Raw genomic sequence first — 24,575 nt, forward strand, 5'->3', positions numbered from 1 at the left:
CAAACCGCTAGCGCAGGGCAGACATGACTCAGGAACTTATTACCATCAGTCCCATCGACGGGCGCGAGGCTGTACGCCGTCCCTATGCCAGCGAGGCGCAGATCGCGCAGGCGCTTGCCGATGCCCAGGCGGGGCAAGCCGCGTGGCAGGCCTTGGGCGTGGAGGCGCGGGGGCGCATCGTGTCCGCGGCCGTCGACCGCTTCGTCGCAGCGAAGGAAGAGGCCGCGCGCGCCATTACCATCCAGATGGGGCGACCGTTGCGCTACACGCCGGGCGAGGTAGCAGGCTTCGAGGCGCGCGCGCGTCACATGATCGCCATTGCTGGCGAGGCGCTGGCGCCGATCCAGGTTCCGGAACAAACCGGCTTCACTCGTTTCATCAGCCGCGAACCGATAGGTGTTGCGTTGACGATAGCGCCATGGAACTACCCCCTGTTGACGGCAGTGAACAGCATCGTGCCCGCGCTGATGGCGGGCAACACCGTCATCCTCAAGCATTCCGACCAGACGCCCTTGTGCGCCGAACTTATCGACCGAGCGTTCCGCGAGGCCGGGGCGCCCAAGGGCGTTTTTCAGTATCTGCATGCCAACCACGACATCGTGCACCGGCTGATCCGCGCACCGGAGATCGGCTATGTCTCGTTCACCGGCTCCGTGCGCGGCGGGCATGCCGTGGAAGAGAGCGCGGCGGGGCGTTTCATGGACGTAGGCCTGGAACTCGGCGGCAATGATCCGGCCTATGTGCGGGCAGACGCGAAGATCGATCACGCGGTCGAAACCCTGGTGGACGGCGCATTCTTCAATTCGGGCCAGTCCTGCTGCGGCATCCAGCGTATCTACGTGGCACGTGCGCGGTACGACGAATTCGTCGAGCGCGCCGCCGAACTGACGCGCAGCTATGTTCTGGGGAATCCGCTGCACGCCGATACCACGTTGGGTCCCGTAGTGCGTGCGAAGGCCGCCGCCGAGATACGGGGGATAATCGATGAAGCGGTTTCAGCGGGCGCCAGAAATATGATTGATAGCTCGCATTTTATGGAAGCGAGCATAGGCTCGCCTTATGTTGCGCCGGCATTGCTGACGCAGGTAGATCACCGCATGCGCATCATGAGCGACGAATGCTTCGGACCCGCAGTCGGCATCATGCCGGTGGACAGCGATGAGGAAGCCATCGACCTGATGAACGACAGCCCTTATGGGCTGACGGCGGCGGCCTTTACACAGGACCAGGAGGCCGCCCTGCATATCGGCCGGAGGGTCCGCACCGGGACATTTTTCATGAACCGCTGCGACTATCTGGATCCCGCGCTGGCGTGGACCGGCGTAAAGAACTCCGGCCGCGGAGTGTCGCTGTCGGCGGTCGGCTACGAACAGCTCACGCAAGCCAAATCCTTTCATCTGCGCAGCGTCTGACACGACGCCTTCAGGAAGCGAACCATGACCGTGCCCAGCGTTAATTGGAACTATCCCACCGCCATCAAGGCCGGCCCCGGCCGCATCAAGGAACTGCCTGAGCTGTGCCGCGGGCTCGGCATGACGCGTCCATTGCTGGTGACGGATCCCGGGCTGGCCGCCTTGCCCATGGTTGCAGACGTGGTGCGCGCATGCAGCGATGCCGGCCTGGAATGTGGCCTGTTTCACGAAATAAAGGGCAACCCCACGGGCCGCAACGTCGACGACGGCGTGCGCGCCTACAAACAAGGCGGCCACGACGGCGTGATTGCATTCGGCGGAGGTTCCGCGCTGGACGCCGCCAAGGCCATCGCATTGATGGCGGGCCAGACGCGGCCCTTGTGGGATTTCGAGGACATCGGCGACAACTACCTGCGGGTCGATGTGGCAGGCATGGCGCCAGTAGTGGCGGTGCCGACCACCGCAGGCACGGGTTCTGAGGTAGGGCGCGCGTCCGTCATCACCGACGAGGTCGCCGAGGTCAAGCGCATCATCTTCCACGCGCGCATGCTGCCGGCCGTCGTGATCCTGGATCCGGAACTGACAGTCGGCTTGCCGCCGAAGATCACGGCGGCGACCGGCATGGACGCGCTGTCGCACAATCTGGAGGCCTACTGTTCGCCATTCTTCCATCCCATGGCGGCTGGCATCGCGATCGAGGGCATGCGTCTGGTGAAGGAATACCTGCCGCAGGCGGTGGCCGATGGTGGGGACCTGCAGGCGCGGCTGCAAATGCTGGTGGCTTCCAGCATGGGCGCGACGGCTTTCCAGCGCGGGCTGGGCGCCATGCATGCGCTGGCGCATCCGCTGGGCGCGCTGTACGACGCGCATCACGGCACGCTCAACGCAATCCTCATGCCCTATGTGCTGAAAGCCAACCAGCACGCGGTGGCGCCGCGCCTGGAAGCGTTGGCGCGTTACCTGGGCCTGCCCGATCCTGGCCCGGGAGCGGTGCTGGATTGGGTGCTGAGCCTGCGCGAGACGCTCGGCATTCCCCACACCCTGGCGGAAATCGGCATCGACGATGCCCAGGCGGAGCGGGTCGGGCGCATGGCGGCCGAGGATCCCTCGGCCGGCGGCAACCCCGTCAACTACACGCCAGAGCAGTATTCCGATCTTTTCCGTGCAGCAATTCGCGGAAACCTGTAAGCTTCGCCCCCTCTGTGCGGAAACGCTGCGGAGGTTGAAGAAGGATTTTGAATATTTCGTCCGTCGCGTTTGACAACGGATTTGAAAGTGTTCATAATCTCGAATTCTCCGCTGGAGGAGTGCCCGAGTGGTTAAAGGGGGCAGACTGTAAATCTGTTGGCCTTGCGCCTACGTTGGTTCGAATCCAACCTCCTCCACCAGAGACCCATACCCAAATCCAGGCGCGGTTGGCCTGGATTTAAAATGTAAGGCTCGGAAGGCCGAACGACCTTCGCAAAGAAGGCCGCAACGTTTTCCAGGGCTTTAGATTGAAAAAGGTTTGGGAAAGAGAAGGTGAAAGGGTATGCCGCGGGTGTAGCTCAATGGTAGAGCAGAAGCCTTCCAAGCTTACGACGAGGGTTCGATTCCCTTCACCCGCTCCAAGATTTTTAAATGCCCATGTGGCTCAGTGGTAGAGCACTCCCTTGGTAAGGGAGAGGTCGCGCGTTCGATCCGCGCCATGGGCACCACAAATTTCGAAGTTCTTTTCTTCAGTCTGAAGCGCAATCCAGGTCAGGAGTCAGCCATGGCAAAAGGCAAGTTTGAACGTACCAAGCCGCACGTGAACGTGGGTACGATTGGTCACGTTGACCACGGCAAAACGACGTTGACGGCCGCTATCACGACCGTTCTGTCGAACAAGTTCGGTGGCGAAGCCAAGGGCTACGACCAGATCGATGCGACTCCTGAAGAAAAGGCTCGCGGCATCACGATCAACACGGCTCACGTCGAGTACGAAACGGAAGCGCGTCACTACGCGCACGTTGACTGCCCGGGCCACGCTGACTATGTGAAGAACATGATCACGGGCGCGGCGCAAATGGACGGCGCGATCCTGGTGGTGTCGGCCGCTGACGGCCCGATGCCGCAGACCCGCGAACACATCCTGCTGTCGCGCCAGGTTGGCGTGCCGTACATCATCGTCTTCCTGAACAAGGCTGACATGGTTGACGACGCCGAGCTGCTCGAGCTGGTGGAAATGGAAGTTCGCGAGCTTCTGTCGAAGTACGACTTCCCGGGCGACGACACGCCGATCGTGAAGGGTTCGGCCAAGCTGGCGCTGGAAGGCGACAAGGGCGAACTGGGCGAACAAGCCATCATGGCTCTGGCTGCTGCACTGGATTCGTACATCCCGACGCCCGAGCGCGCCGTGGACGGCACGTTCCTGATGCCGGTTGAAGACGTGTTCTCGATCTCGGGTCGCGGCACCGTGGTGACCGGCCGTATCGAACGCGGCATCGTCAAGGTCGGCGAAGAAATCGAAATCGTCGGTATCGTTCCGACGGTCAAGACGACTTGCACGGGCGTGGAAATGTTCCGCAAGCTGCTGGACCAAGGTCAAGCGGGCGACAACGTGGGCATCCTGCTGCGCGGCACCAAGCGTGAAGACGTCCAGCGCGGCCAAGTGCTGGCCAAGCCGGGCTCGATCACCCCGCACACGGACTTCACGTCCGAGGTGTACATCCTGTCCAAGGAAGAAGGCGGCCGTCACACTCCGTTCTTCCAGGGCTATCGTCCCCAGTTCTACTTCCGCACGACGGACGTGACGGGCACGATCGAGCTGCCGGCCGACAAGGAAATGGTTCTGCCGGGCGACAACGTGGCCATGACGGTCAAGCTGTTGGCTCCGATCGCCATGGAAGAAGGCCTGCGTTTCGCCATCCGTGAAGGCGGTCGTACCGTCGGCGCCGGCGTCGTCGCCAAGATCCTGAAGTAAGCAATACCCGGATGGGTAGAGCGGGCTGAAAAGCCCCTCTATCCATCTTTGCTGTAAAAGTAGTATGATGTCTGGTTCCGCGACCTTGCGCGTAGCGTCGGGTGGGAAGTCAGTGAATGTGTAGTGCAAGCCAGTAGTGTTTTAGGGGCATAGCTCAATTGGCAGAGCGTCGGTCTCCAAAACCGAAGGTTGTAGGTTCGATTCCTACTGCCCCTGCCACCGCCAGGATAAACCCGCGGGAGATCATCGCGAGTTACGCATTCACGGCGGCTCGCGTCGCAATATGTCTAATACCAGCGTAGAAACCGTAACCAGTACCGCCGACCGGGTCAAGCTCGGGCTGGCGGTTCTTGTCGTTATTGCTGGCATCGTCGGGTTCTCCGTGCTGAGCGCGCAACCGATGCCTGCTCGTGTCGGCGTTTTCGTCGGTGGCCTCGTGATCGCAGCCGTGATCGCCTGGTTCAGCGAACCCGGCCGCCGCACCCTGAGCTTCGCCAGCGAGTCCTACAACGAAGTCAAGCGTGTCTCGTGGCCCACGCGCAAGGAAACGACCCAGATGACGGGTATCGTTTTTGCGTTTGTGGCGGTCATGGGCCTTTTCATGTGGGTGCTCGACAAGGGCATCGAATGGATTCTCTACGGCCTGCTGTTGGGCTGGAAATAAGGACGGCGAATGAGTAAGCGTTGGTATGTCGTCCATGTGTACTCCGGCATGGAAAAAAGCGTACACAAGGCCCTGAACGAGCGCATCGAGCGCGCGGGCCTGCAAACGTCTTTTGGCCGCATTCTTGTGCCCTCCGAGGAAGTCGTCGAGGTCAAGGGTGGCCAGAAGTCGATCACCGAGCGCCGCATTTTCCCCGGTTATGTCCTGGTTGAAATGGACCTGACCGACGAAACGTGGCACCTGGTCAAGAACACCAACCGCGTCACCGGCTTTTTGGGTGGCTCGGGCAACCGTCCGACCCCGATTTCCGAAAAGGAAGTCGAGAAGATCCTCTCCCAAATGGAAGAGGGTGTCGAGAAACCCCGCCCCAAGATCCTGTTTGAAGTGGGCGAGATGGTTCGGGTCAAGGAAGGTCCGTTTGCGGACTTCAACGGCAACGTCGAAGAAGTCAACTACGAAAAGAGCAAGGTGCGTGTGTCCGTCACCATTTTTGGTCGCGCCACGCCCGTCGAACTCGATTTCAGTCAGGTCGAAAAGACCTAATTTCAACCCCCGGGGAGCTCCCTGGCCTCAGTGCCCAGGAGCGATATAACCCGCAAGGAGCAAAGCATGGCGAAGAAGATCGTCGGCTTTATCAAGCTGCAAGTACCGGCTGGTAAGGCTAACCCCTCCCCCCCGATTGGCCCGGCCCTGGGTCAGCGTGGCCTGAACATCATGGAATTCTGCAAGGCGTTCAACGCCAAGACCCAAGGCATGGAGCCTGGTCTGCCGATTCCCGTGGTGATCACCGCCTTCGCGGACAAGAGCTTCACCTTCATCATGAAGACCCCGCCCGCGACGGTCCTCATCAAGAAGGCCGCCGGCGTGCAAAAGGGTTCGTCCAAGCCGCATACCGACAAGGTCGGCACGCTGACCCGCGCTCAAGCTGAAGAGATCGCCAAGGCCAAGGGCCCCGATCTGACCGCCGCTGATCTGGACGCCGCCGTGCGTACGATCGCTGGCAGCGCCCGCAGCATGGGCATCACGGTTGAGGGGATCTAATCATGGCAAAACTGTCCAAGCGCGCCGCCGCCATTGCGCAGAAGATCGACCGTACCAAGATGTACCCGGTCGCTGAAGCCCTGACCCTGGTCAAGGAAACCGCCGTCGCCAAGTTCAATGAATCCATTGACGTGGCCGTGCAGCTCGGCATCGACCCGAAGAAGTCGGACCAACTGGTCCGCGGCTCGGTCGTTCTGCCCGCTGGCACCGGCAAGTCGGTCCGCGTGGCCGTGTTCGCCCAAGGCGACAAGGCTGAAGCCGCCAAGGCCGCTGGCGCCGACATCGTCGGCCTGGACGACCTGGCTGACCAGATCAAGGCCGGTCAAATGGACTTCGACGTGGTCATCGCCTCGCCCGACACGATGCGTGTCGTGGGCGCCCTGGGCCAGATCCTGGGCCCCCGTGGTCTGATGCCGAACCCGAAGGTCGGCACCGTGACCCCGGACGTCGCTACCGCTGTCAAGAACGCCAAGGCCGGTCAGGTTCAGTACCGTACCGACAAGGCTGGCATCATCCACGCAACGATCGGCCGCGCGTCGTTCGGCGTGGAACAGCTGCAAACCAACCTGGCCGCTCTGGTCGACGCCCTGCAAAAGGCTCGTCCCGCAGCTGCCAAGGGCATTTACCTGCGCAAGCTGGCCGTTTCGTCCACGATGGGCGGCGGTGCGCGCGTGGAAATTGCCTCGCTGTCGGCCAACTAAGCCGATAGCAGTAAACGTACTTTGGGCTGCATCCGGATTCCTCCGGATGTTGCTGTCAAAGACCGCTGGAGCAGGGTGGTTCAAGCAGTATCGAGCCGCTCCGCTTAATCCCGAAGCCTGCAAGGTTCGGATCCAGCGTAGACGGCGTCCCCAGGAAGATTTCTTTACACGAAGAACTCGACCAGGCGCCGCATTCGGTTGACGCGCAAGGCTCAGGCCCCAGGCGTCTTTTGATGGAGTGTTCAAACCGTGAGTCTCAATCGTCAAGAGAAAGCGGTGGTAATCGAGGAAGTCTCGGCGGAAGTCGCCAAGGCCCAATCGATTGTTATCGCTGAGTACCGTGGTCTGGACGTCGCCTCTGTCACCGTACTGCGCAAAACTGCGCGTGAATCGGGCGTGTATCTGCGTGTTCTGAAGAACTCGCTGGCCCGTCGTGCTGTTGCCGGCACGGCTTTCGAGCCGTTGGCTGAGCAACTGACCGGTCCGCTGATCTATGGCATCAGCGCTGATCCGGTTTCGGCGGCCAAGGTCCTCGCAGGTTTCGCGAAAAGCAACGACAAGCTGGTCATCAAGGCGGGCGCTCTGCCCAACAGCCTGCTGAACCAAGACGGCGTGAAGGCCCTGGCCACCATGCCCTCGCGCGAAGAGTTGCTGTCGAAACTGCTGGGCACCATGCAAGCCCCCATCGCGCAATTCGTGCGTACGCTCAACGAAGTTCCGACCAAGTTCGCCCGTGGCCTCGCGGCTGTGCGCGACCAGAAGGCAGCGGCCTAATCGCCCTGCTGTCCGGAATTCGCTGAACGACCGAGCGACACCCAAACCCTGGCATTACCAAATTATTTGGAGTTCTGAAAAATGGCACTTAACAAAGCTGAAATCCTTGACGCCATCGCTGGCATGACCGTGCTCGAGCTGTCCGAGCTGATCAAGGAAATGGAAGAGAAGTTCGGCGTGTCGGCTGCTGCCGCCGCTGTCGCTGTCGCTGCTCCCGCCGCTGGTGGCGCTGCCGCCGCTGCTGAAGAGCAAACCGAGTTCACCGTCGTTCTGACCGAAGCTGGCGCCAACAAGGTTAGCGTCATCAAGGCCGTGCGCGAGCTGACCGGTCTGGGTCTGAAGGAAGCCAAGGACCTGGTCGACGGCGCTCCGAAGCCCGTCAAGGAAGCTGTGGCCAAGGCTGACGCCGAAGCCGCCAAGAAGAAGCTGGAAGAAGCTGGCGCCAAGGTCGAAGTCAAGTAAGACCTGCGTCAACTTGCCCGGGGACAGCGCAGTTTGCAGTCCCCGGGCTTTTGCGTTTCCAGGAAACCCCTACTGGGGTCATGCCTTTTCAGAGGGGTTTCCTGGAGTCGTATCACCTGGGGCCGTGGTTGACGGCCCATGCAACCTCGAGTCGGAGTGCTCATGCCTTACTCGTACACCGAAAAAAAGCGCATCCGCAAAAGCTTCGCCAAGCGTGAAGACGTTCAAAACGTTCCCTTCCTGTTGGCGACACAGCTTCAATCCTACCTAACTTTCCTGCAGGCGGATACCGCCCCGTCCGATCGCGTAGCCGACGGTTTGCAGGCGGCGTTCTCGTCGATTTTCCCGATCGTTAGTCACAACGGTATGGCGCGCTTGGAGTTCGTGAGCTATGTGCTCGGCGAACCGGTGTTCGATGTCAAGGAATGTCAGCAACGTGGCCTGACCTATGCCTCGCCCCTGCGAGCCAAGGTCCGCCTGGTGCTGCTTGACCGCGAAGTCAGCAAGCCCACCGTGAAGGAAGTGAAGGAACAGGAAGTCTACATGGGCGAAATTCCGCTCATGACGGGCACGGGTTCCTTCGTCATCAACGGCACCGAGCGTGTCATCGTCTCGCAGCTGCACCGCTCGCCTGGCGTGTTCTTCGAGCACGACCGCGGCAAGACCCACAGCTCCGGCAAGCTCTTGTTCTCGGCCCGCGTGATTCCTTACCGCGGTTCGTGGCTGGACTTCGAATTCGATCCGAAGGACGTCCTGTTCTTCCGTGTCGACCGCCGCCGCAAGATGCCCGTCACGATCCTGTGCAAGGCCATCGGCATGACGCCGGAATCCATCCTGGCCAACTTCTTCGATTTCGACAACTTCGAATTGAAGAGCGAAGGCGCGATGATGGAATTCGTGCCCGAGCGTTGGAAGGGCGAAATGGCCCGTTTCGACATCTCGGATCGCGACGGCAAGGTCATTGTCGAAAAAGACAAGCGCATCAACGCCAAGCATCTGCGCGACCTGGCTGCCGGTGGCATCCAGCGCATCTCCGTGCCGGAAGACTTCCTGTACGGCCGCGTGCTGGCCAAGAACATCGTCGACCCGGATACCGGTGAAGTCATCGCCAACGCGAATGACGAGATCACGGAAAGCGTGCTGGGCGCCCTGCGCGCCTCCAACGTCTACGACATCCAGGCGCTCTACACGAACGACCTGGATCGCGGTCCGTACATCTCGCAGACGCTGCGCACCGACGAAACCGCAGATCAGATGGCCGCTCGCGTCGCCATCTACCGCATGATGCGCCCCGGCGAACCGCCCACCGAAGAAGCGGTGGAAGCGTTGTTCCAGCGTCTGTTCTACAGCGAAGAAACGTACGATCTGTCGCGCGTCGGCCGCATGAAGGTCAACAGCCGTCTGGGCCGTGGTGAAGACATCACCGGTCCGATGACGCTGACCAACGAAGACATCCTTGAGACCATCAAGGTGCTGGTCGAGCTGCGTAACGGCCGTGGCCAGATCGACGACATCGATCACCTGGGCAACCGTCGCGTGCGTTGCGTCGGCGAACTGGCCGAAAACCAGTTCCGCGCCGGCCTGGTGCGCGTCGAACGCGCCGTCAAGGAACGTCTGGGCCAGGCCGAGACGGAAAACCTGATGCCGCACGACCTGATCAACTCCAAGCCGATCTCGGCCGCCATCAAGGAGTTCTTCGGTTCGAGCCAGCTGTCGCAGTTCATGGACCAGACCAACCCGCTGTCGGAAATTACGCACAAGCGTCGCGTTTCCGCACTGGGCCCGGGCGGTCTGACCCGCGAGCGCGCCGGCTTTGAAGTCCGCGACGTGCACCCGACCCACTATGGCCGCGTCTGCCCGATCGAAACGCCGGAAGGCCCGAACATCGGCCTGATCAACTCCATGGCGCTGTACGCTCGCCTGAACGAGTACGGCTTCCTGGAAACGCCTTACCGCAAGATCATCGACGGCAAGGTCAGCGAGCAGATCGACTACCTGTCGGCCATCGAAGAAAGCCACTACGTCATCGCGCAGGCCAACGCCGCGCTCGACGAAGAAGGCCGTTTCGTGGACGACTTGGTGGCTTGCCGCGAAGCCGGCGAAACCATGCTGACCGCTCCGGCCAACGTGCACTACATGGACGTTGCCCCGTCGCAGATCGTGTCGGTTGCCGCCTCGCTGATTCCGTTCCTGGAGCACGACGACGCGAACCGCGCGCTGATGGGCGCCAACATGCAACGTCAGGCCGTGCCTTGCCTGCGTCCGGAAAAGCCGGTCGTGGGTACGGGTATCGAACGTACCGTGGCCGTTGACTCGGGCACGACCGTGCAAGCTCTGCGTGGCGGCCTGGTCGACCACGTCGACGCCGAGCGCGTCGTGATCCGCGTGAACGATGAAGAAAACGTCGCCGGCGAAGTCGGTGTCGATATCTACAACCTGATCAAGTACACGCGTTCCAACCAGAACACGAACATCAACCAGCGTCCCATCGTCAAGCGTGGCGACAAGGTCGCCAAGGGCGACGTGCTGGCTGACGGCGCATCGACCGACCTGGGCGAACTCGCCCTGGGTCAGAACATGCTGATCGCGTTCATGCCGTGGAACGGCTACAACTTCGAAGACTCGATCCTGATCTCCGAAAAGGTTGTGGCCGATGACCGCTATACCTCGGTTCACATCGAGGAACTGACGGTCGTTGCCCGCGACACCAAGCTGGGTCCGGAAGAAATCACGCGCGACATCAGCAACCTGGCTGAGACGCAACTGAACCGCCTGGACGATTCGGGCATCACGTACATCGGCGCCGAAGTCAGCGCCGACGACGTGCTGGTCGGCAAGGTCACGCCCAAGGGCGAAACCCAGCTGACGCCGGAAGAAAAGCTGCTGCGCGCCATCTTCGGCGAAAAGGCGTCCGACGTTAAGGACACCTCGCTGCGCGTGCCCTCGGGCATGACGGGCACCGTGATCGACGTGCAAGTGTTCACGCGCGAAGGCATCGTGCGCGACAAGCGCGCCCAGTCCATCATCGACGATGAACTGCGCCGCTATCGCCAGGACCTGAACGACCAGCTGCGCATCGTTGAAAACGACCAGTTCGACCGTATCGAAAAGATGCTGGTCAACAAGACCGTCAACGGCGGCCCGCGCAAGCTGGCCAAGGGCGCCACGATCACCAAGGCATACCTGGCTGATCTGGACCGCTGGCAGTGGTTCGACATCCGCCTGGCCGACGAGCCGCACGCCGTCGTGCTGGAGCAGGCCAAGGAATCGTTGGAGCAGAAGCGCCACCAGTTCGACCTGGCCTTCGAAGAAAAGCGCAAGAAGCTGACGCAAGGCGACGAGCTGCCCCCGGGCGTGCTGAAGATGATCAAGGTCTACCTGGCCGTGAAGCGTCGTCTGCAGCCTGGCGACAAGATGGCAGGCCGTCACGGCAACAAGGGCGTGGTCTCGCGCATCACCCCGGTGGAAGACATGCCGCACATGGCTGACGGCACGCCGGCCGACATCGTTCTGAACCCGCTGGGCGTGCCCTCGCGGATGAACGTCGGCCAGGTGCTGGAAGTGCACTTGGGCTGGGCTGCCAAGGGCGTGGGCCATCGCATCGCCGACATGCTGCGCGATGAACGCACCGCACAGGTCAAGAACATCCGTGCCTACCTGGACAAGGTCTACAACACGACCGGCACCGGCGCCCGCATCGACGAGCTGACCGACGAAGAAGTCATGGAAATGGCCCAGAACCTCAAGAACGGCGTGCCGTTCGCGACGCCCGTCTTCGACGGCGCGACCGAAGAGGAAATCACCACGATGCTGGAGCTGGCCTATCCGGACGAAGTCGCCAAGCGCATGGCGCTGACGCCGTCGCGTACGCAGGCATGGCTGTACGACGGCCGCACGGGCGAGCAGTTCGAGCGTCCCGTCACGGTCGGCTACATGCACTACCTGAAGCTGCACCACTTGGTCGACGATAAGATGCACGCGCGTTCGACCGGCCCGTACTCGCTGGTTACCCAGCAGCCTCTGGGCGGCAAGGCGCAGTTCGGCGGCCAGCGTTTCGGGGAAATGGAAGTGTGGGCGCTGGAAGCATACGGCGCCGCCTACACCCTGCAGGAAATGCTGACGGTGAAGTCCGACGACATCACCGGCCGTACCAAGGTATACGAAAACATCGTCAAGGGCGACCACGTCATCGACGCCGGCATGCCGGAATCGTTCAACGTGCTGGTCAAGGAAATCCGCTCGTTGGCCCTGGACATGGATTTGGAGCGTAACTAATGAAAGCGCTACTCGACCTCTTTAAGCAAGTCTCGCAAGACGAGCAGTTCGATGCCATCAAGATCGGCATCGCCTCGCCCGAGAAGATCCGTTCGTGGTCCTACGGCGAAGTTCGCAAGCCCGAGACCATCAACTACCGCACGTTCAAGCCTGAGCGCGACGGCCTGTTCTGCTCCAAGATCTTTGGCCCGATCAAAGACTACGAGTGCTTGTGCGGCAAGTACAAGCGCCTGAAGCATCGTGGCGTGATCTGCGAAAAGTGCGGCGTGGAAGTCACCGTCGCCAAGGTTCGCCGTGAACGCATGGGCCACATCGAGCTGGCCAGCCCCGTCGCGCACATCTGGTTCCTGAAGAGCCTGCCGTCGCGTCTGGGCATGGTGCTCGACATGACCCTGCGCGACATCGAACGCGTGCTGTACTTCGAAGCCTGGTGCGTGATCGAACCTGGCATGACGCCGCTCAAGCGCGGCCAGATCATGTCGGATGACGATTTCCTCGCCAAGACCGAAGAGTACGGCGACGACTTCCGTGCCCTGATGGGCGCGGAAGCCGTGCGCGAACTGCTGCGCACCATCGATATCGACCGCGAAGTGGAAACGCTGCGCGGCGAACTGAAGGCCACCAGCTCGGAAGCCAAGATCAAGAAGATCTCCAAGCGCCTGAAGGTGCTGGAAGGCTTCCAGAAGTCGGGCATCAAGGCCGAGTGGATGGTCATGGAAGTGCTGCCCGTGCTGCCGCCGGACCTGCGTCCGCTGGTGCCGCTGGACGGCGGCCGCTTCGCGACCTCCGACCTGAACGACCTGTACCGCCGCGTCATCAACCGCAACAACCGCTTGAAGCGCCTGCTGGAGCTGAAGGCTCCGGAAATCATCCTGCGCAACGAAAAGCGGATGCTGCAGGAAGCCGTCGACTCGCTGCTGGACAACGGTCGCCGCGGCAAGGCCATGACGGGCGCCAACAAGCGCCAGCTCAAGTCCCTGGCCGACATGATCAAGGGCAAGAGCGGTCGTTTCCGTCAGAACCTGCTGGGCAAGCGCGTCGACTACTCGGGCCGTTCGGTCATCGTGGTGGGTCCGCAGCTCAAGCTGCACCAGTGCGGCCTGCCCAAGCTGATGGCCCTGGAACTGTTCAAGCCGTTCATCTTCAATCGCCTGGAGATGATGGGCCTGGCCACGACCATCAAGGCTGCCAAGAAGCTGGTGGAAAGCCAGGAACCGGTGGTCTGGGACATCCTGGAAGAAGTCATCCGCGAACACCCGGTCATGCTGAACCGTGCGCCCACGCTGCACCGTTTGGGCATCCAGGCGTTCGAGCCGGTCCTGATCGAAGGCAAGGCCATCCAGCTGCACCCGCTGGTTTGCGCGGCGTTCAACGCCGACTTCGACGGTGACCAGATGGCCGTCCACGTGCCGCTGTCGCTGGAAGCCCAGCTGGAAGCGCGCACGCTGATGCTGGCCTCGAACAACGTGCTGTTCCCGGCCAACGGCGAACCGTCGATCGTGCCGTCCCAGGACATCGTGCTGGGTCTGTACTACACGACGCGCGAGCGCATCAACGGCCGCGGCGAAGGCATCTTCTTCACCGACGTCGCTGAAGTGCAGCGCGCCTACGACAACGGCGAAGTCGAACTGCAGTCGCGCATCACCGTGCGCCTGAAGGAACACGAGCGCGACGAGGCTGGCGAATGGCAGCCGGTGATCCGCCGTCACGAGACGACGGTCGGCCGCGCGCTGCTGTCCGAAATCCTGCCCAAGGGCCTGCCCTTCACGGTGCTGAACAAGGCGCTGAAGAAGAAGGAAATCTCGCGCCTGATCAACCAGTCGTTCCGCCGTTGCGGCCTGCGCGACACCGTGATCTTCGCTGACAAGCTGATGCAGTCGGGCTTCCGCCTGGCCACGCGCGGCGGTATCTCCATCGCCATGGGCGACATGCTGATCCCGACCGCCAAGGAAGGCATCCTGGCCGAAGCCAGCCGCGAAGTGAAGGAAATCGACAAGCAGTACTCGTCGGGTCTGGTCACGTCCCAGGAACGCTACAACAACGTGGTGGACATCTGGGGCAAGGCCGGCGACAAGGTCGGCAAGGCGATGATGGAACAACTGGCCACCGAACCCGTGATCAACCGTCACGGCGAGGAAGTGCGCCAGGAATCGTTCAACTCCATCTACATGATGGCTGACTCGGGCGCCCGCGGTTCGGCCGCCCAGATCCGCCAGCTGGCCGGTATGCGCGGCCTGATGGCCAAGCCGGACGGCTCGATTATCGAAACGCCCATTACCGCGAACTTCCGTGAAGGCCTGAACGTACTCCAGTACTTCATCTCGACTCACGGCGCGCGTAAGGGTCTGGCCGATACGGCACTGAAGACCGCCAACTCGGGTTACCTGACCCGCCGTCTGGTCGACGTGACGCAAGACTTGGTGATCACCGAGGACGATTGCGGCACTTCGCAGGGCTACAACATGAAGGCCCTGGTCGAGGGCGGTGAAGTCATCGAGCCGCTGCGCGACCGGATCCTGGGTCGTGTTGCCGCCATCGACATCATCAACCCGGACACGCAGGAAACGGCCATCGTCGCCGGTACCCTGCTGGACGAAGACCTGGTTGACACCATCGACCGCATCGGCGTGGACGAAGTCAAGGTCCGCACCCCGCTGACCTGCGAAACGCGCCACGGTCTGTGCGCGCACTGCTACGGCCGCGATCTGGGTCGTGGCTCGCCGGTCAACCAGGGCGAAGCGGTTGGCGTCATCGCCGCCCAGTCCATTGGCGAACCGGGCACGCAGCTCACGATGCGTACGTTCCACATCGGTGGCGCGGCGTCGCGTTCGGCTCTGGCCAGCGCGGTGGAAACCAAGTCCAGCGGTAACGTCGGTTTTGCCAGCACGATGCGCTATGTCACGAACGCCAAGGGCGAACGTGTGGCGATCTCGCGCTCCGGCGAACTGGCGATCTTCGACGACAACGGCCGCGAACGCGAACGCCACAAGATCCCGTACGGCGCGACCGTGCTGGTGGGCGATGGCGAAGCCGTGAAGGCGGGCGCGCGTCTGGCGACGTGGGATCCGCTGACCCGTCCGATCGTGTCGGAATACGGCGGCGCCGTCCGCTTCGAGAACATCGAAGAAGGCGTGACCGTTGCCAAGCAGGTGGACGAAGTCACCGGCCTGTCGACGCTCGTCGTCATCACGCCGAAGACCCGTGGCGGCAAGATCGTCATGCGTCCGCAGATCAAGCTGGTCAACGAGCAAGGCGAAGACGTCAAGATCGCCGGCACCGATCACTCGGTGAACATCTCGTTCCCGGTGGGCGCGCTGATTACCGTGCGCGACGGCCAGCAGGTTGCCGTGGGTGAAGTTCTGGCGCATATTCCGCAAGAATCGCAAAAGACCCGCGACATTACCGGCGGTCTGCCGCGAGTGGCCGAGCTGTTCGAAGCCCGTTCGCCCAAGGACGCCGGCATGCTCGCCGATGTTACCGGCACGGTTTCGTTCGGCAAGGACACCAAGGGCAAGCAGCGTCTGGTCATCACCGACCTGGAAGGCGTGAGCCACGAGTTCCTGATTCCGAAGGAAAAGCAGGTTCTGGTGCACGACGGCCAGGTGGTGAACAAGGGCGAAATGATCGTGGACGGCCCGGCCGATCCTCACGACATCCTGCGCTTGCAAGGCATCGAGAAGCTGGCGACCTACATCGTCGACGAAGTGCAGGACGTGTACCGTCTGCAGGGCGTGAAGATCAACGACAAGCACATCGAAGTGATTGTTCGTCAGATGCTGCGTCGTGTGAACATCGTTGACGCTGGCGATACCGAGTTCATCCCGGGCGAGCAGGTCGAGCGTTCCGAGCTGCTGAATGCGAATGACCGCATGCAGGCTGAAGATCGCATCCCCGCCACGTACGACAACGTGCTGCTGGGTATCACGAAGGCCTCGCTGTCGACCGACTCGTTCATCTCGGCCGCATCGTTCCAGGAAACCACGCGTGTCCTGACCGAAGCCGCCATCATGGGCAAGCGCGACGATCTGCGTGGTTTGAAGGAAAACGTGATTGTCGGCCGCCTCATCCCGGCAGGGACGGGTCTGGCTTACCACCACGCACGCCGCGACAAGGAAGAGCTGGAGGCCGCGGAACGCGAAGCCGCCCGCCAGCTGGCCAACCCGTTCGAAGACTCGCCGGTCACGGTGGGCTCGGATACGGAAGCGCCGGCATCCGACCTGGGCACCGAGGATTCCGCCGAATAAGCGGAGACACCCGGCAGGGATGCCGCGCGCAGTCCGGCGCGGCATGCCCGGAATCAAAAAGGCCGCTGATGCGAATCAGCGGCCTTTTTTTGTCTGGCGCAGAGGGGGGGTTACTTCGCGACCTGGGCCTGCGCGTGCCGGAACACGGGCCCCCAGACGGGATGGCCGGCTTCGTTCGGCGCCAGCTCGAAGGCGGGATCCAGGGCCAGGATGCGGGCGAAGCTGTCTTCGCATAACCGCGGATACTTGCTCACGCAGTAGCTGAACGCCTGCAGCTTATAGGCTTCGATGCGCACGGCCTTGGTGGAGGTGGCCAGGGCGTCGGAGGTGGCGACGCCACGGATGACTTCTCCGTAGCGGCCGGCGCTATATTTGTCGCGTACCTGCTGCAGCTGCTCCAGGGCTTCTGCGGTAGGCGGCGCTTCCGGCGGCTGGGATGTGACGCCGGCGCAACCCGCCAGCAGGGCCGATAAGCCGAGCAGACTACTCAGAACGCGAATTTTCATGGCTTCCAAAGATGTAGAGAGGTTTAGCGGTACGCTATCGTGCCACAGCCTGATGCGCTCGGACATTTTCCGCAATGTCCTTGCGGTGCGTATTGGATAATATTCGCCTTATTCCATAGTTAATTCAGCTGTCGCGCGACAGCGCCTGTCCCGATCATGCCTTCTTCCGCCGGCCTCTTGACGCCGCGTGGCCCCTTTTCCGGCGCCGCGCCGCTTGCCCTGCGTCCATTGAGCGCCATTGCCGCCAGCATGGCGGGGGGCGTGCCGGAAACCCGCATCAAGCGGCTTCTGTCCGATCTGTTGCCATCCTTGATGGCCCTGCATGCCCAAGGTGAAATCTGCGGCGATATTTCGCTGGATACGGTGGGCATGGACGAAAGCGCCCGGGCCCATCTGGTGCCTGAACTGGTGGTGGCGCGTTCGCGCCGCGCCACCCGCACGCCGACTCCCGGCTTTGCGCCATTCGAGCTCTATTCCGATTCGGTGGAATGGCCCCGCGGCCCGTGGAGCGACATCTATGCCTTGTGCGCGGTGATGTACGCGCTGGTCATCGGCAACAGGCCCGTGCCGGCGCCTGAGCGCCGCGCAGAGGACACCTACGAGCCGCTCGCTTCCCTGGGATTGGCGAAATACAGCCAGGATTTCCTGTCCGTGATCGATGCCGGCCTGGCCATGGCGCCGGCGGATCGGCCGCAGACATTGGCTGAACTGGCCGGCATGCTGGGCATTGCCGCGCAGGTCGAAACTGCGCCGGATCCCGTTGCCCCGATTGCGGCGTCCTACGCGACACCACCGTCAGCAGCCACCGCGGCGCGTCCACCCGTGCGCGGGCGTCATCCCCTGTTGGCGCTGCTGCTCGTTGTGGCGTTGATCGCTGCGGGCGTATATGCCTGGTTCGAGTCTGGAATGGGCGCGCCCAACGCGCTGATCACCCGGTCCGAAGTGGTTCAGCCGAACCCGCCAGCCGTGCATCCCATGCCGCCACCGGCGCCGCCCGCGCCGGGCGTCGCATCCGGGGCGCCAGCATCGCCGCCCGAGCTTCAAACCCCGCAGGAATCCGCGCCTCAGACGTCGGCGCCGGGCAACGCGCCAGCCCAGGGCGAAACTCCGGTCCTGCCGGCGCCACCCGCCGAGACGCCCGTCATCGCGGCAACGCCGCCCGCCGAGGCTCCCGCCGTCGCGGCCGAAGAGGCCGCCAAGCCTAAACCGGTTCCCGTGCTGGTGCGGCTGGACATCCGCCCATGGGGCGAGGTCTGGATCAATGGCGTGGCGCGCGGCATCAGTCCTCCCGTCAAGGAACTACGGCTGATTCCGGGCAAGTACCAGGTAGTGCTGCGCAATGCCGGCCTGCCGCCGTACCGTACGACGTTGGAGGTCAAGGCGGGCAAGCCGGCCGTGATCTCGCACGTCTTCCAATAGGGCCGCGGCTACGCCGCGGACATCTCTTCCGGCGCCATCGGCAGGCGCAGCGTGAAGACCGAACCTACGCCCAGCTCGCTGCTGACTTCGACCGATCCGCCGTGGCGTTCGGCCACGGTGCGCACGAAAGCCAATCCCAGGCCGGCTCCGCCGATATCGCCGCGGGTTTCGACGCCCACGCGCGAGAACGGTTCAAACAGCCGCGCCAGATCCTGCGCCGCGATGCCCTGGCCCTGGTCGCGGATGTTGACTCGCCAGAAGCCGGGTTCCTCGTCGATGCCGCATTCGATCCGGGTGTGCGCCGGGCTGTACTTGATCGCGTTGTCGATCAGGTTGCACAGCGTGCGCATGAGCAGGGTCTGATCGCCCCGGACATAGGCGGCGGGCAGTGGCAGCGCAACGGTGAGCTCGATGCCGCGCTTCTGCGCCGAGGCCCAGAACTCGTCCACGGCGTCCTGCAACAGGCTGCCCAGATCCAGTTCCACCGCGCTGATCGTCATCGATTCGGCGCGCGTAAGGTGCACAAAGTCGTCGACCAGGCGCAGCGTGCGGTTGGCCAGGGCGGCGATGCGGCCCAGGGTTTCGCTTTGACCCTCGGGCGCGCCGCTTTCCTGCTTCATTTCGACCAGCGCGAGGATGGAGCTTTGGGGCGCGCGCATGTCATGCGAGATGAAGCGCAAGGTTTCCTCGCGCTGGCGCTCCGCCTGGCGGATGCGCGAGATGTCCGTCAGCGTGGCGACGGTGCCGGCGAAGTCGCCTTCGGCGGTGTGAATGGGCGCGCATTTCAGGATCAGGTCGCGTCCGGCATGGTCGCGTACTTCCAGGTCGGCGCTCCATGGCGATGACGCCGCGACCGGTCCCTGGCCGCTGAGCGCCTCGGCCACGCGCTGGCGCGTGGCGGGATCGGAAATGGTCTTTTCGAGCAGATGGGTGGCCCGGCGCCCGACGCGCGGAGGGCGCATTCCCAGCCGCTGAAAATACATGACCGCCGCCTGATTGCGGAATTGCATGCGGCCGTCCTGATCGAAAACGAGCGTGGCGTCCGGCATGCCGTCCAGGCCGTCGGCTAGAAAGCGGCGCAGGTTGCGCACGCGGGCCAGCGCCCGGCGCAGCTCGCCGACCCGGCTTTCCAGCGACGCGCTGGGACCCGCGCCCTGGGCGCCGGCTTCGTTCAACACCGGCGGGTACTCGCGCTGCAGCCGGCGCAATTCGTTGTCCATGTAGCGCAACGCGGCCTCCTGGCTGCGCCAGCTCCAGAGCGGATAGCACAGCGCCACGCCCAGCAGCGCCGCGGCCGGCGCGAACCACACATAGGCATAGGCCAGCAACAGGAACGCCATCAGCAGTATGACGCCGAACAGCGCCAGGTTGACCAGCAGCGCCTGCTTGGGCGACAACCGCCATAGGGCCAGGCAGGCCAGCAGCACGGGCAGCGCCGCGAACAGCGCATTGCTCCAGGCGGGCGGCAGCCGATAGGCTATATCGTCGCGCGCGGCTTGCAGCAGGTTCGCGATGATCTCCACCCCCGACATGCCGCTGAGGTCGTGCGACACCGGCGTCGGGTAGGCGTCGCCCAGGCCGGTGGCCCAGGCGCCGACCAGCACGTACTTGCCGCGCAGTTCCTCGGGCGGCAAGTCGCCGCGCAGCACGGACAGGTAGGACACGGTGCGCGTATGCGCGGTGGGGCCGGAGTAGGGGATCAGGATGCTGCCGTCTGGCGCGGCGCGCTGCAACAGTTTCCGCGCCGAGTCCGCTTCGCCGCCGACGTCCAGCATGGCCATGGCCAGATGGTTCCAACGGCGGTCTCCGAACTGCGCGCTTAGCGTCGCTGCGCGCACCACGCCATCCGGGTCGATGCGCGCGTTGATGAAGCCTTTCGCGGCAGCGGCCTGCGCCACGCCGGGGATGGGCTCATTGACCGCCGAAGGGCGGTCGAGCCTGTCCAGCACGACCGGCAGGACAGTGCGGCCATGGCGTCGGATGCTGTCGGCCAGGATGCGGTCGTCGTTCGGATTGGCCATGTCCGGTTCGGCGAAGATCAGGTCCAGCGCCACGGCGCGGGCGCCCTGCAGGCGGTCCAGCAGCGCCGCGTGGACGGCGCGCCGCCATGGCCAATGGCCCAGCGCCTTGATGCTGTCGTCGTCGATCGCGACGATCAGGATGTCGGGATCGGCGTCGCGCCCACTCAACGACAAGGCGCGGTCATAAAGGATTTGATCGAAGCGCCCCAGGCCGTTGAACGAGCCCAGGATGGCGGCAAACACCGCCAGAACCACCGTCAGCCACAGCCCTGAGCGCGAGGTCCGGTCCTGCGGATCGGCGGCTTCGGCCATGAGACAGGCTCTAGTAATCGGTCAACGTGATGAGGCCGCCCGTGCCGCTGGCCACGCCCGAGCCGTCGGAGGTCAGGAGCATGTTCGCGCCCTCGAAGGTGGCGATCGCGTCGCGCCCGTTCAGACCCAGGTCGTCCACCGCGCGCACGGACACGTAATAGGTGCCCGGACCGGGCGCGGTGAAGCGGATATCGTTGCTGGGAAAGCTCGCCGACGATACCGGCAACGCGCCTTCGGCATCGCGCGAGACGCGCACCACATAGCTCTGTGCGCCGGACACGGGCGAGACGTCGGCGGTCCAGGCGCCGCCGCCCGCGCGCGTGGGCGTGCCCAGCTGCGGCGCATCCAGCAGCGCGCGCATGCCCGAGACCGCGCCGTCCGAGCCCACCGCCGCGCCGTAGCCCTTGGCCACTGCCACCGGTTTGGCCGGGGGCGATCCGGGAGCGTGGGGTTGCAGGCGCACGCTGCCTTCCAGCACTTCGCTATGCACGCCTTGCGCGCCGCTTTGCACGCGGAAGCGCGTACCGCGCACGCCGGTGACCGCGACCGGCGTGCGGATCTCGAAGCGGCCCACGCCTTGACCGGCGGGCGCCACGGACGATTCCACGCCGCCGCTTTGCACCCGGACGACGGAATCCGTCAGCGCCGTGCCTTCGAATTGGCGCAGGCGCGTCAATTCGACCGAGCCGCCGGCCGGCAGCGTCAGCTTGGAGCCGTCGGCCAGTTCCAGCGTGACGAAGCCGTTGGCGGCGGTGCCGACTGTGCTGCCTTCAGCCACGGTGTCGCCGGCCCGCAAGGCCTTGCCGTCGACATTCGCCTGGCCGCTGACATGCACGACGCGGGCGTCGGCTGGCCGCACGGGAATCATGGACAGCGGGATGCGCAATTCCAGCCCGATGGGCAGCGTTTCCGGCGTGACTACCTTGTTCAGGGTTTGCAGCTGGCTCCAGTTGGCCTGCTTGTGGGTATACCGGGTTGCCAGGTCGATCAACGTATCGCCTTGGCGCACACGGTAGATGAAGTCGTCCCCGAGCGCGCCGGCGGGCTGGCTGCGGGCCGGCGCCATCAGCGCCAGGCAGGAGATCATGGCAAGCAAAGAAAGCGCGCGGCAGCGGCTCATGACTATCGGTTCTCCAGGGGTGCGCGCGCAGGCGCTTACTGCGGATTGGCTGCGATGTCTTCCGGCGAGCTGATCAGCTCCAGCCGGTAGCCCAGCGCATAAGAGGACGTAAGGCGCACGCCGTTTTCGGGACGCAACTGGAGCTTTTGCCGGATGTTCGACAAATGGGTGTCCAGGGTGCGGGAGGTCGCGGGGATTTCCCGGTTCCAGACGCATTCGGCCAGCACGTCGCGCGACATGAGGCGGCCGACATTGCGGAAAAACAGCAGGGCGAGCTCGAATTCCTTGGGAGCGAGCGGCACCACGGCGGAATCCAGAGTGATCGTGCGGGCGGCGGGTTCGATGCGATAGCGCGCCACGTCGAAGGAATCGTCAGCGGGTTCGGCGATCTGGCTGCGGCGCAGCAAGGCCGCCACCCGCGCCAGCAGTTCCAGGGGGCGCAGGGGTTTGACGATGTAGTCGTCCGCGCCGGCGCGCAGACCTTCCACCAGATCGTCCTCGCTGGAACGATTGGTCAGGAAGATGACCGGGACGCGCGGGCCGATATTGGCGCGCAGCCACCGCACCACATCGTCGCCGTCGATGTCGGGCAAATGCCAGTCCAGCAGCACCAGGTCGAATTGCTCAGTGCGCAGCGCGGCCAGGAGATCCCGGCTTTGCTGATAACTGCTGCAGGTGTATCCGGCAGTGGTCAAAACTTGCTGGATGCGCTGCGCTTGATCCAGGTCGTCTTCCAGCGACGCGATTTTCATCAGACGTGTTCTCGCGAAGGTTTGCTACGCAAGCGCGCGCTATGGCGCCCTACTGCAAGATGGGAAAGGAATATATAGGTGTAAACGAATGATAACTCGGGAGGGGCCCCGGCTGGCTACGTTATGGCAAGAACTGTCAAACATTGCAAAGTTGACGAATCTTGACTGGAGTTGTTGCGTAACAACGCGCCACACTGTCTCAATCGTTCTCCCCCCCGCAGTAAGGCGTGGGGCGGAGCCGGTCGAGGTTGTTGGTCGTATGGAACAGATATGAATCAATTGCGCATACTTATGATGTCACCCGACGAGGCCGCCCGCGGCGTCGCCGTGTCCGCATTGCTGCAAGCTGGTATTTCTGCACGCGGTTGCTCGACGTCTCTCGAATTATTTGGATTGCTCAACGGCGGCGGCTTTGACGTCGTGGTCCTGGATGTCGGGACCCTGGGCGAAATCGGCTACGCCCTGGTGGCGCGCCTGCACGGCTCGTCGTCCATGGGCATTGTGGTCACGGGGCGCGGCATGTCGGTGGATAGCCGCCTGCGCTGCCTGCAGAGCGGTGCGGACGCCTGTCTGCCGGATCCGCAGGATCCGCGCGAGCTGGCCTGCATCCTGCTGTCCCTGGCGCGCCGCCTGCCCGCCGGGCTGGATCCGTCCCAGGCCGAGCCGGCCCAGAACGGCCAGTGGGAACTGCGCGACCAGGGCTGGACCCTGGCGGCGCCCTCGGGAGCCACCATCTCGCTGTCCGCCAATGAGCGCCTGATCGTGCGTTCGCTGCTGGAAGTGGCGGGCAAGGCAGTGGGCCGGATCGAGCTGGGCGACGAGTTGCAGGTCGAGGGGGGCGGGGTGCGCGCCAGCGGCTCCCGCAGCATCGACGTGATCGTCAGCCGGTTGCGCCGCAAGGCTGAGCTGGCCGGGGTCATGTTGCCGATCCGCACGGTCTACGGCAGCGGCTACCTGTTCGCCGACCAGTAGCTGGACGGCTATACTGGCTGCCGCGCTTGACGGTCGCCCCGGCGCCGGAGCGCCCGGCCCCTGTCCGGCGTTCGCAGGCAACTGCTCCCGCCGATTGCCGCAGTCAGAACCCTGATCCCGGTCCCGATTTTCGGCATATGTGGCCCTAATTTTCACGACTGCCGCCTAACTGGCGCGCTTCTGCCGGCAACACGCCACTCGCTCAGCTTACAATTTTCTTTGACAGCAGCCCTTGATCTCAGTTATGCTAAAGGGCTTACTGCTTTATTTCGCGCGCAAAAACTGGCCGCGGTAGGGTTCAGAAGTACGGTGTCTGGGAACGGGGTGCGTCACGAGCCTTGCGTTTCAAGCCACGCGGCTTCGCGGCAACGGGTCTATCCGGCGCCGTCGCCCCACGGCATCCAGCTTTGTGCGTTTTGTCATAGTTTGTTGGCAAGCCCGCTCTTTTACGTATACGAACGTTTGAGGCGGTTTTGCGCGAACTGCCTTCTCCGAAAGTCACTGCTTGAGGAGACGAGTACGTAAGTACTTACCCAGTGGTACGTAAAAGGGATTTCAAAGGTCATGCCTACCATTAGCCAACTCGTGCGCAAGCCGCGCGAAGTCAGCATCATCAAAAGCAAGAGCCCCGCGCTCGAAAACTGCCCGCAACGCCGCGGCGTGTGCACTCGCGTGTACACCACCACCCCCAAGAAGCCGAACTCCGCTCTGCGCAAGGTTGCCAAAGTGCGTCTGACCAACGGTTACGAAGTCATTTCGTACATCGGCGGTGAAGGCCACAACCTGCAAGAGCACTCGGTGGTTCTGGTGCGTGGCGGTCGTGTGAAGGACTTGCCCGGTGTGCGTTATCACATCGTGCGCGGTTCCCTCGACCTGCAAGGCGTCAAGGATCGTAAGCAAGCCCGCTCGAAGTACGGCGCCAAGCGCCCGAAGAAGGCTTAATAACGAGTCAGCAG

At 63.3% G+C, this 24,575-nt stretch carries 18 protein-coding genes and 4 tRNA genes; 18 read left to right on the forward strand and 4 right to left on the reverse strand.

Going from position 1 to position 24,575, the window contains the following annotated elements; genetic code table 11:
• Positions 1-23 precede the first annotated feature (23 nt).
• The 15 genes from IPU70_RS11000 to rpoC all read left to right on the forward strand — a co-directional run bounded on the left by IPU70_RS11000 (position 24) and on the right by rpoC (position 16,517).
• The gene (locus IPU70_RS11000) at positions 24-1,412 is read left to right on the forward strand and encodes an aldehyde dehydrogenase family protein (protein WP_207467291.1); all 1,389 of its coding nucleotides are present in this window, start codon (positions 24-26) and stop codon (positions 1,410-1,412) included.
• Positions 1,413-1,436: 24 nt separating this feature from the next.
• On the forward strand, positions 1,437-2,600 hold the full coding sequence (locus tag IPU70_RS11005) for an iron-containing alcohol dehydrogenase (RefSeq protein ID WP_207467293.1): 1,164 nt from the start codon (positions 1,437-1,439) through the stop codon (positions 2,598-2,600).
• Positions 2,601-2,713: 113 nt separating this feature from the next.
• A tRNA-Tyr gene (locus tag IPU70_RS11010) sits at positions 2,714-2,800 on the forward strand.
• A gap of 148 nt (positions 2,801-2,948) precedes the next feature.
• Positions 2,949-3,022 (forward strand) — tRNA-Gly (locus IPU70_RS11015).
• 12 nt (positions 3,023-3,034) lie between these two features.
• Positions 3,035-3,109: transfer RNA gene (locus IPU70_RS11020), tRNA-Thr, on the forward strand.
• Between the two features lie 56 nt (positions 3,110-3,165).
• Complete coding sequence (tuf, locus tag IPU70_RS11025; protein WP_013397021.1) at positions 3,166-4,356, forward strand: elongation factor Tu; 1,191 nt, start codon at positions 3,166-3,168, stop codon at positions 4,354-4,356.
• A gap of 143 nt (positions 4,357-4,499) precedes the next feature.
• Positions 4,500-4,575, forward strand: a tRNA-Trp gene (locus IPU70_RS11030).
• A gap of 64 nt (positions 4,576-4,639) precedes the next feature.
• Positions 4,640-5,020, forward strand: coding sequence for a preprotein translocase subunit SecE (gene secE, locus IPU70_RS11035; protein WP_013397034.1), 381 nt, complete (start codon positions 4,640-4,642; stop codon positions 5,018-5,020).
• A 9-nt stretch (positions 5,021-5,029) separates the two neighbouring features.
• Positions 5,030-5,563: a transcription termination/antitermination protein NusG gene (gene nusG, locus IPU70_RS11040; RefSeq protein ID WP_006389586.1), complete on the forward strand. Its 534-nt coding sequence runs from the start codon at positions 5,030-5,032 to the stop codon at positions 5,561-5,563.
• A 66-nt stretch (positions 5,564-5,629) separates the two neighbouring features.
• Entirely contained in the window at positions 5,630-6,061 is a 432-nt protein-coding gene (rplK, locus tag IPU70_RS11045) for a 50S ribosomal protein L11 (RefSeq protein WP_006389587.1), read from the forward strand.
• Positions 6,062-6,063: 2 nt separating this feature from the next.
• On the forward strand, positions 6,064-6,762 hold the full coding sequence (rplA, locus tag IPU70_RS11050) for a 50S ribosomal protein L1 (RefSeq protein WP_013397033.1): 699 nt from the start codon (positions 6,064-6,066) through the stop codon (positions 6,760-6,762).
• A gap of 249 nt (positions 6,763-7,011) precedes the next feature.
• Positions 7,012-7,536, forward strand: a complete 525-nt coding sequence (gene rplJ, locus IPU70_RS11055) for a 50S ribosomal protein L10 (protein WP_013397032.1) — start codon at positions 7,012-7,014, stop codon at positions 7,534-7,536.
• Positions 7,537-7,617: 81 nt separating this feature from the next.
• Positions 7,618-7,998 (forward strand): 50S ribosomal protein L7/L12, encoded by a 381-nt coding sequence (rplL, locus tag IPU70_RS11060; protein WP_013397031.1) that lies wholly within the window; start codon positions 7,618-7,620, stop codon positions 7,996-7,998.
• Positions 7,999-8,160: 162 nt separating this feature from the next.
• Positions 8,161-12,273 carry a DNA-directed RNA polymerase subunit beta gene (gene rpoB, locus IPU70_RS11065; protein WP_013397030.1) on the forward strand — a complete coding sequence of 1,371 codons (4,113 nt, stop codon included), beginning with the start codon at positions 8,161-8,163 and terminating at the stop codon, positions 12,271-12,273.
• Complete coding sequence (gene rpoC, locus IPU70_RS11070) at positions 12,273-16,517, forward strand: DNA-directed RNA polymerase subunit beta' (RefSeq protein WP_207467295.1); 4,245 nt, start codon at positions 12,273-12,275, stop codon at positions 16,515-16,517. The genes rpoB and rpoC overlap by 1 nt, the downstream gene beginning before the upstream one ends.
• A gap of 110 nt (positions 16,518-16,627) precedes the next feature.
• Here rpoC and IPU70_RS11075 read toward each other — a convergent pair whose 3' ends face one another.
• Positions 16,628-17,023, reverse strand: coding sequence for a TssQ family T6SS-associated lipoprotein (locus IPU70_RS11075; protein WP_207467297.1), 396 nt, complete (start codon positions 17,021-17,023; stop codon positions 16,628-16,630).
• 156 nt (positions 17,024-17,179) lie between these two features.
• Here IPU70_RS11075 and IPU70_RS11080 point away from each other — a divergent pair, with 156 nt between their 5' ends.
• On the forward strand, positions 17,180-18,442 hold the full coding sequence (locus IPU70_RS11080; RefSeq protein WP_207467299.1) for a serine/threonine protein kinase: 1,263 nt from the start codon (positions 17,180-17,182) through the stop codon (positions 18,440-18,442).
• Positions 18,443-18,450: 8 nt separating this feature from the next.
• On the opposite strand, the gene IPU70_RS11085 is transcribed toward IPU70_RS11080, so the two are convergent.
• From IPU70_RS11085 to IPU70_RS11095, 3 genes are read right to left on the reverse strand one after another with little or no spacing between them, the layout of a single operon-like run.
• Entirely contained in the window at positions 18,451-20,775 is a 2,325-nt protein-coding gene (locus IPU70_RS11085; protein ID WP_207467301.1) for a CHASE2 domain-containing protein, read from the reverse strand.
• 10 nt (positions 20,776-20,785) lie between these two features.
• Entirely contained in the window at positions 20,786-21,895 is a 1,110-nt protein-coding gene (locus IPU70_RS11090) for a FecR domain-containing protein (RefSeq protein ID WP_207467303.1), read from the reverse strand.
• 35 nt (positions 21,896-21,930) lie between these two features.
• A complete protein-coding gene (locus IPU70_RS11095; protein ID WP_207467305.1) occupies positions 21,931-22,647 on the reverse strand; it encodes a response regulator transcription factor in 717 nt (238 codons plus the stop codon).
• 270 nt (positions 22,648-22,917) lie between these two features.
• On the opposite strand from IPU70_RS11095, the gene IPU70_RS11100 reads away from it, so the two are divergent.
• Both IPU70_RS11100 and rpsL read left to right on the forward strand, forming a co-directional pair.
• Positions 22,918-23,619, forward strand: coding sequence for a response regulator transcription factor (locus IPU70_RS11100; protein WP_207467307.1), 702 nt, complete (start codon positions 22,918-22,920; stop codon positions 23,617-23,619).
• Positions 23,620-24,183: 564 nt separating this feature from the next.
• Entirely contained in the window at positions 24,184-24,561 is a 378-nt protein-coding gene (gene rpsL / locus IPU70_RS11105; RefSeq protein ID WP_005017264.1) for a 30S ribosomal protein S12, read from the forward strand.
• Positions 24,562-24,575 lie beyond the last annotated feature (14 nt).

It is taken from the genome of Achromobacter sp. SD115 (genome assembly GCF_017355315.1).
Taxonomy (GTDB): domain Bacteria; phylum Pseudomonadota; class Gammaproteobacteria; order Burkholderiales; family Burkholderiaceae_B; genus Achromobacter; species Achromobacter xylosoxidans_B.

What these genes read in the sequence shown, in the direction of transcription:
- IPU70_RS11095 (WP_207467305.1), bottom strand. Translation starts at nt 22,647, where the DNA reads ATGAAAATCGCGTCGCTGGAAGACGACCTGGATCAAGCGCAGCGCATC.
- IPU70_RS11005 (WP_207467293.1), top strand. Translation starts at nt 1,437, where the DNA reads ATGACCGTGCCCAGCGTTAATTGGAACTATCCCACCGCCATCAAGGCC.
- nusG (WP_006389586.1), top strand. Translation starts at nt 5,030, where the DNA reads ATGAGTAAGCGTTGGTATGTCGTCCATGTGTACTCCGGCATGGAAAAA.
- IPU70_RS11100 (WP_207467307.1), top strand. Translation starts at nt 22,918, where the DNA reads ATGAATCAATTGCGCATACTTATGATGTCACCCGACGAGGCCGCCCGC.
- IPU70_RS11090 (WP_207467303.1), bottom strand. Translation starts at nt 21,895, where the DNA reads ATGAGCCGCTGCCGCGCGCTTTCTTTGCTTGCCATGATCTCCTGCCTG.
- IPU70_RS11080 (WP_207467299.1), top strand. Translation starts at nt 17,180, where the DNA reads ATGCCTTCTTCCGCCGGCCTCTTGACGCCGCGTGGCCCCTTTTCCGGC.
- IPU70_RS11000 (WP_207467291.1), top strand. Translation starts at nt 24, where the DNA reads ATGACTCAGGAACTTATTACCATCAGTCCCATCGACGGGCGCGAGGCT.
- rpoB (WP_013397030.1), top strand. Translation starts at nt 8,161, where the DNA reads ATGCCTTACTCGTACACCGAAAAAAAGCGCATCCGCAAAAGCTTCGCC.
- tuf (WP_013397021.1), top strand. Translation starts at nt 3,166, where the DNA reads ATGGCAAAAGGCAAGTTTGAACGTACCAAGCCGCACGTGAACGTGGGT.
- rpoC (WP_207467295.1), top strand. Translation starts at nt 12,273, where the DNA reads ATGAAAGCGCTACTCGACCTCTTTAAGCAAGTCTCGCAAGACGAGCAG.
- rplK (WP_006389587.1), top strand. Translation starts at nt 5,630, where the DNA reads ATGGCGAAGAAGATCGTCGGCTTTATCAAGCTGCAAGTACCGGCTGGT.
- IPU70_RS11085 (WP_207467301.1), bottom strand. Translation starts at nt 20,775, where the DNA reads ATGGCCGAAGCCGCCGATCCGCAGGACCGGACCTCGCGCTCAGGGCTG.
- rplA (WP_013397033.1), top strand. Translation starts at nt 6,064, where the DNA reads ATGGCAAAACTGTCCAAGCGCGCCGCCGCCATTGCGCAGAAGATCGAC.
- IPU70_RS11075 (WP_207467297.1), bottom strand. Translation starts at nt 17,023, where the DNA reads ATGAAAATTCGCGTTCTGAGTAGTCTGCTCGGCTTATCGGCCCTGCTG.
- secE (WP_013397034.1), top strand. Translation starts at nt 4,640, where the DNA reads ATGTCTAATACCAGCGTAGAAACCGTAACCAGTACCGCCGACCGGGTC.
- rpsL (WP_005017264.1), top strand. Translation starts at nt 24,184, where the DNA reads ATGCCTACCATTAGCCAACTCGTGCGCAAGCCGCGCGAAGTCAGCATC.
- rplL (WP_013397031.1), top strand. Translation starts at nt 7,618, where the DNA reads ATGGCACTTAACAAAGCTGAAATCCTTGACGCCATCGCTGGCATGACC.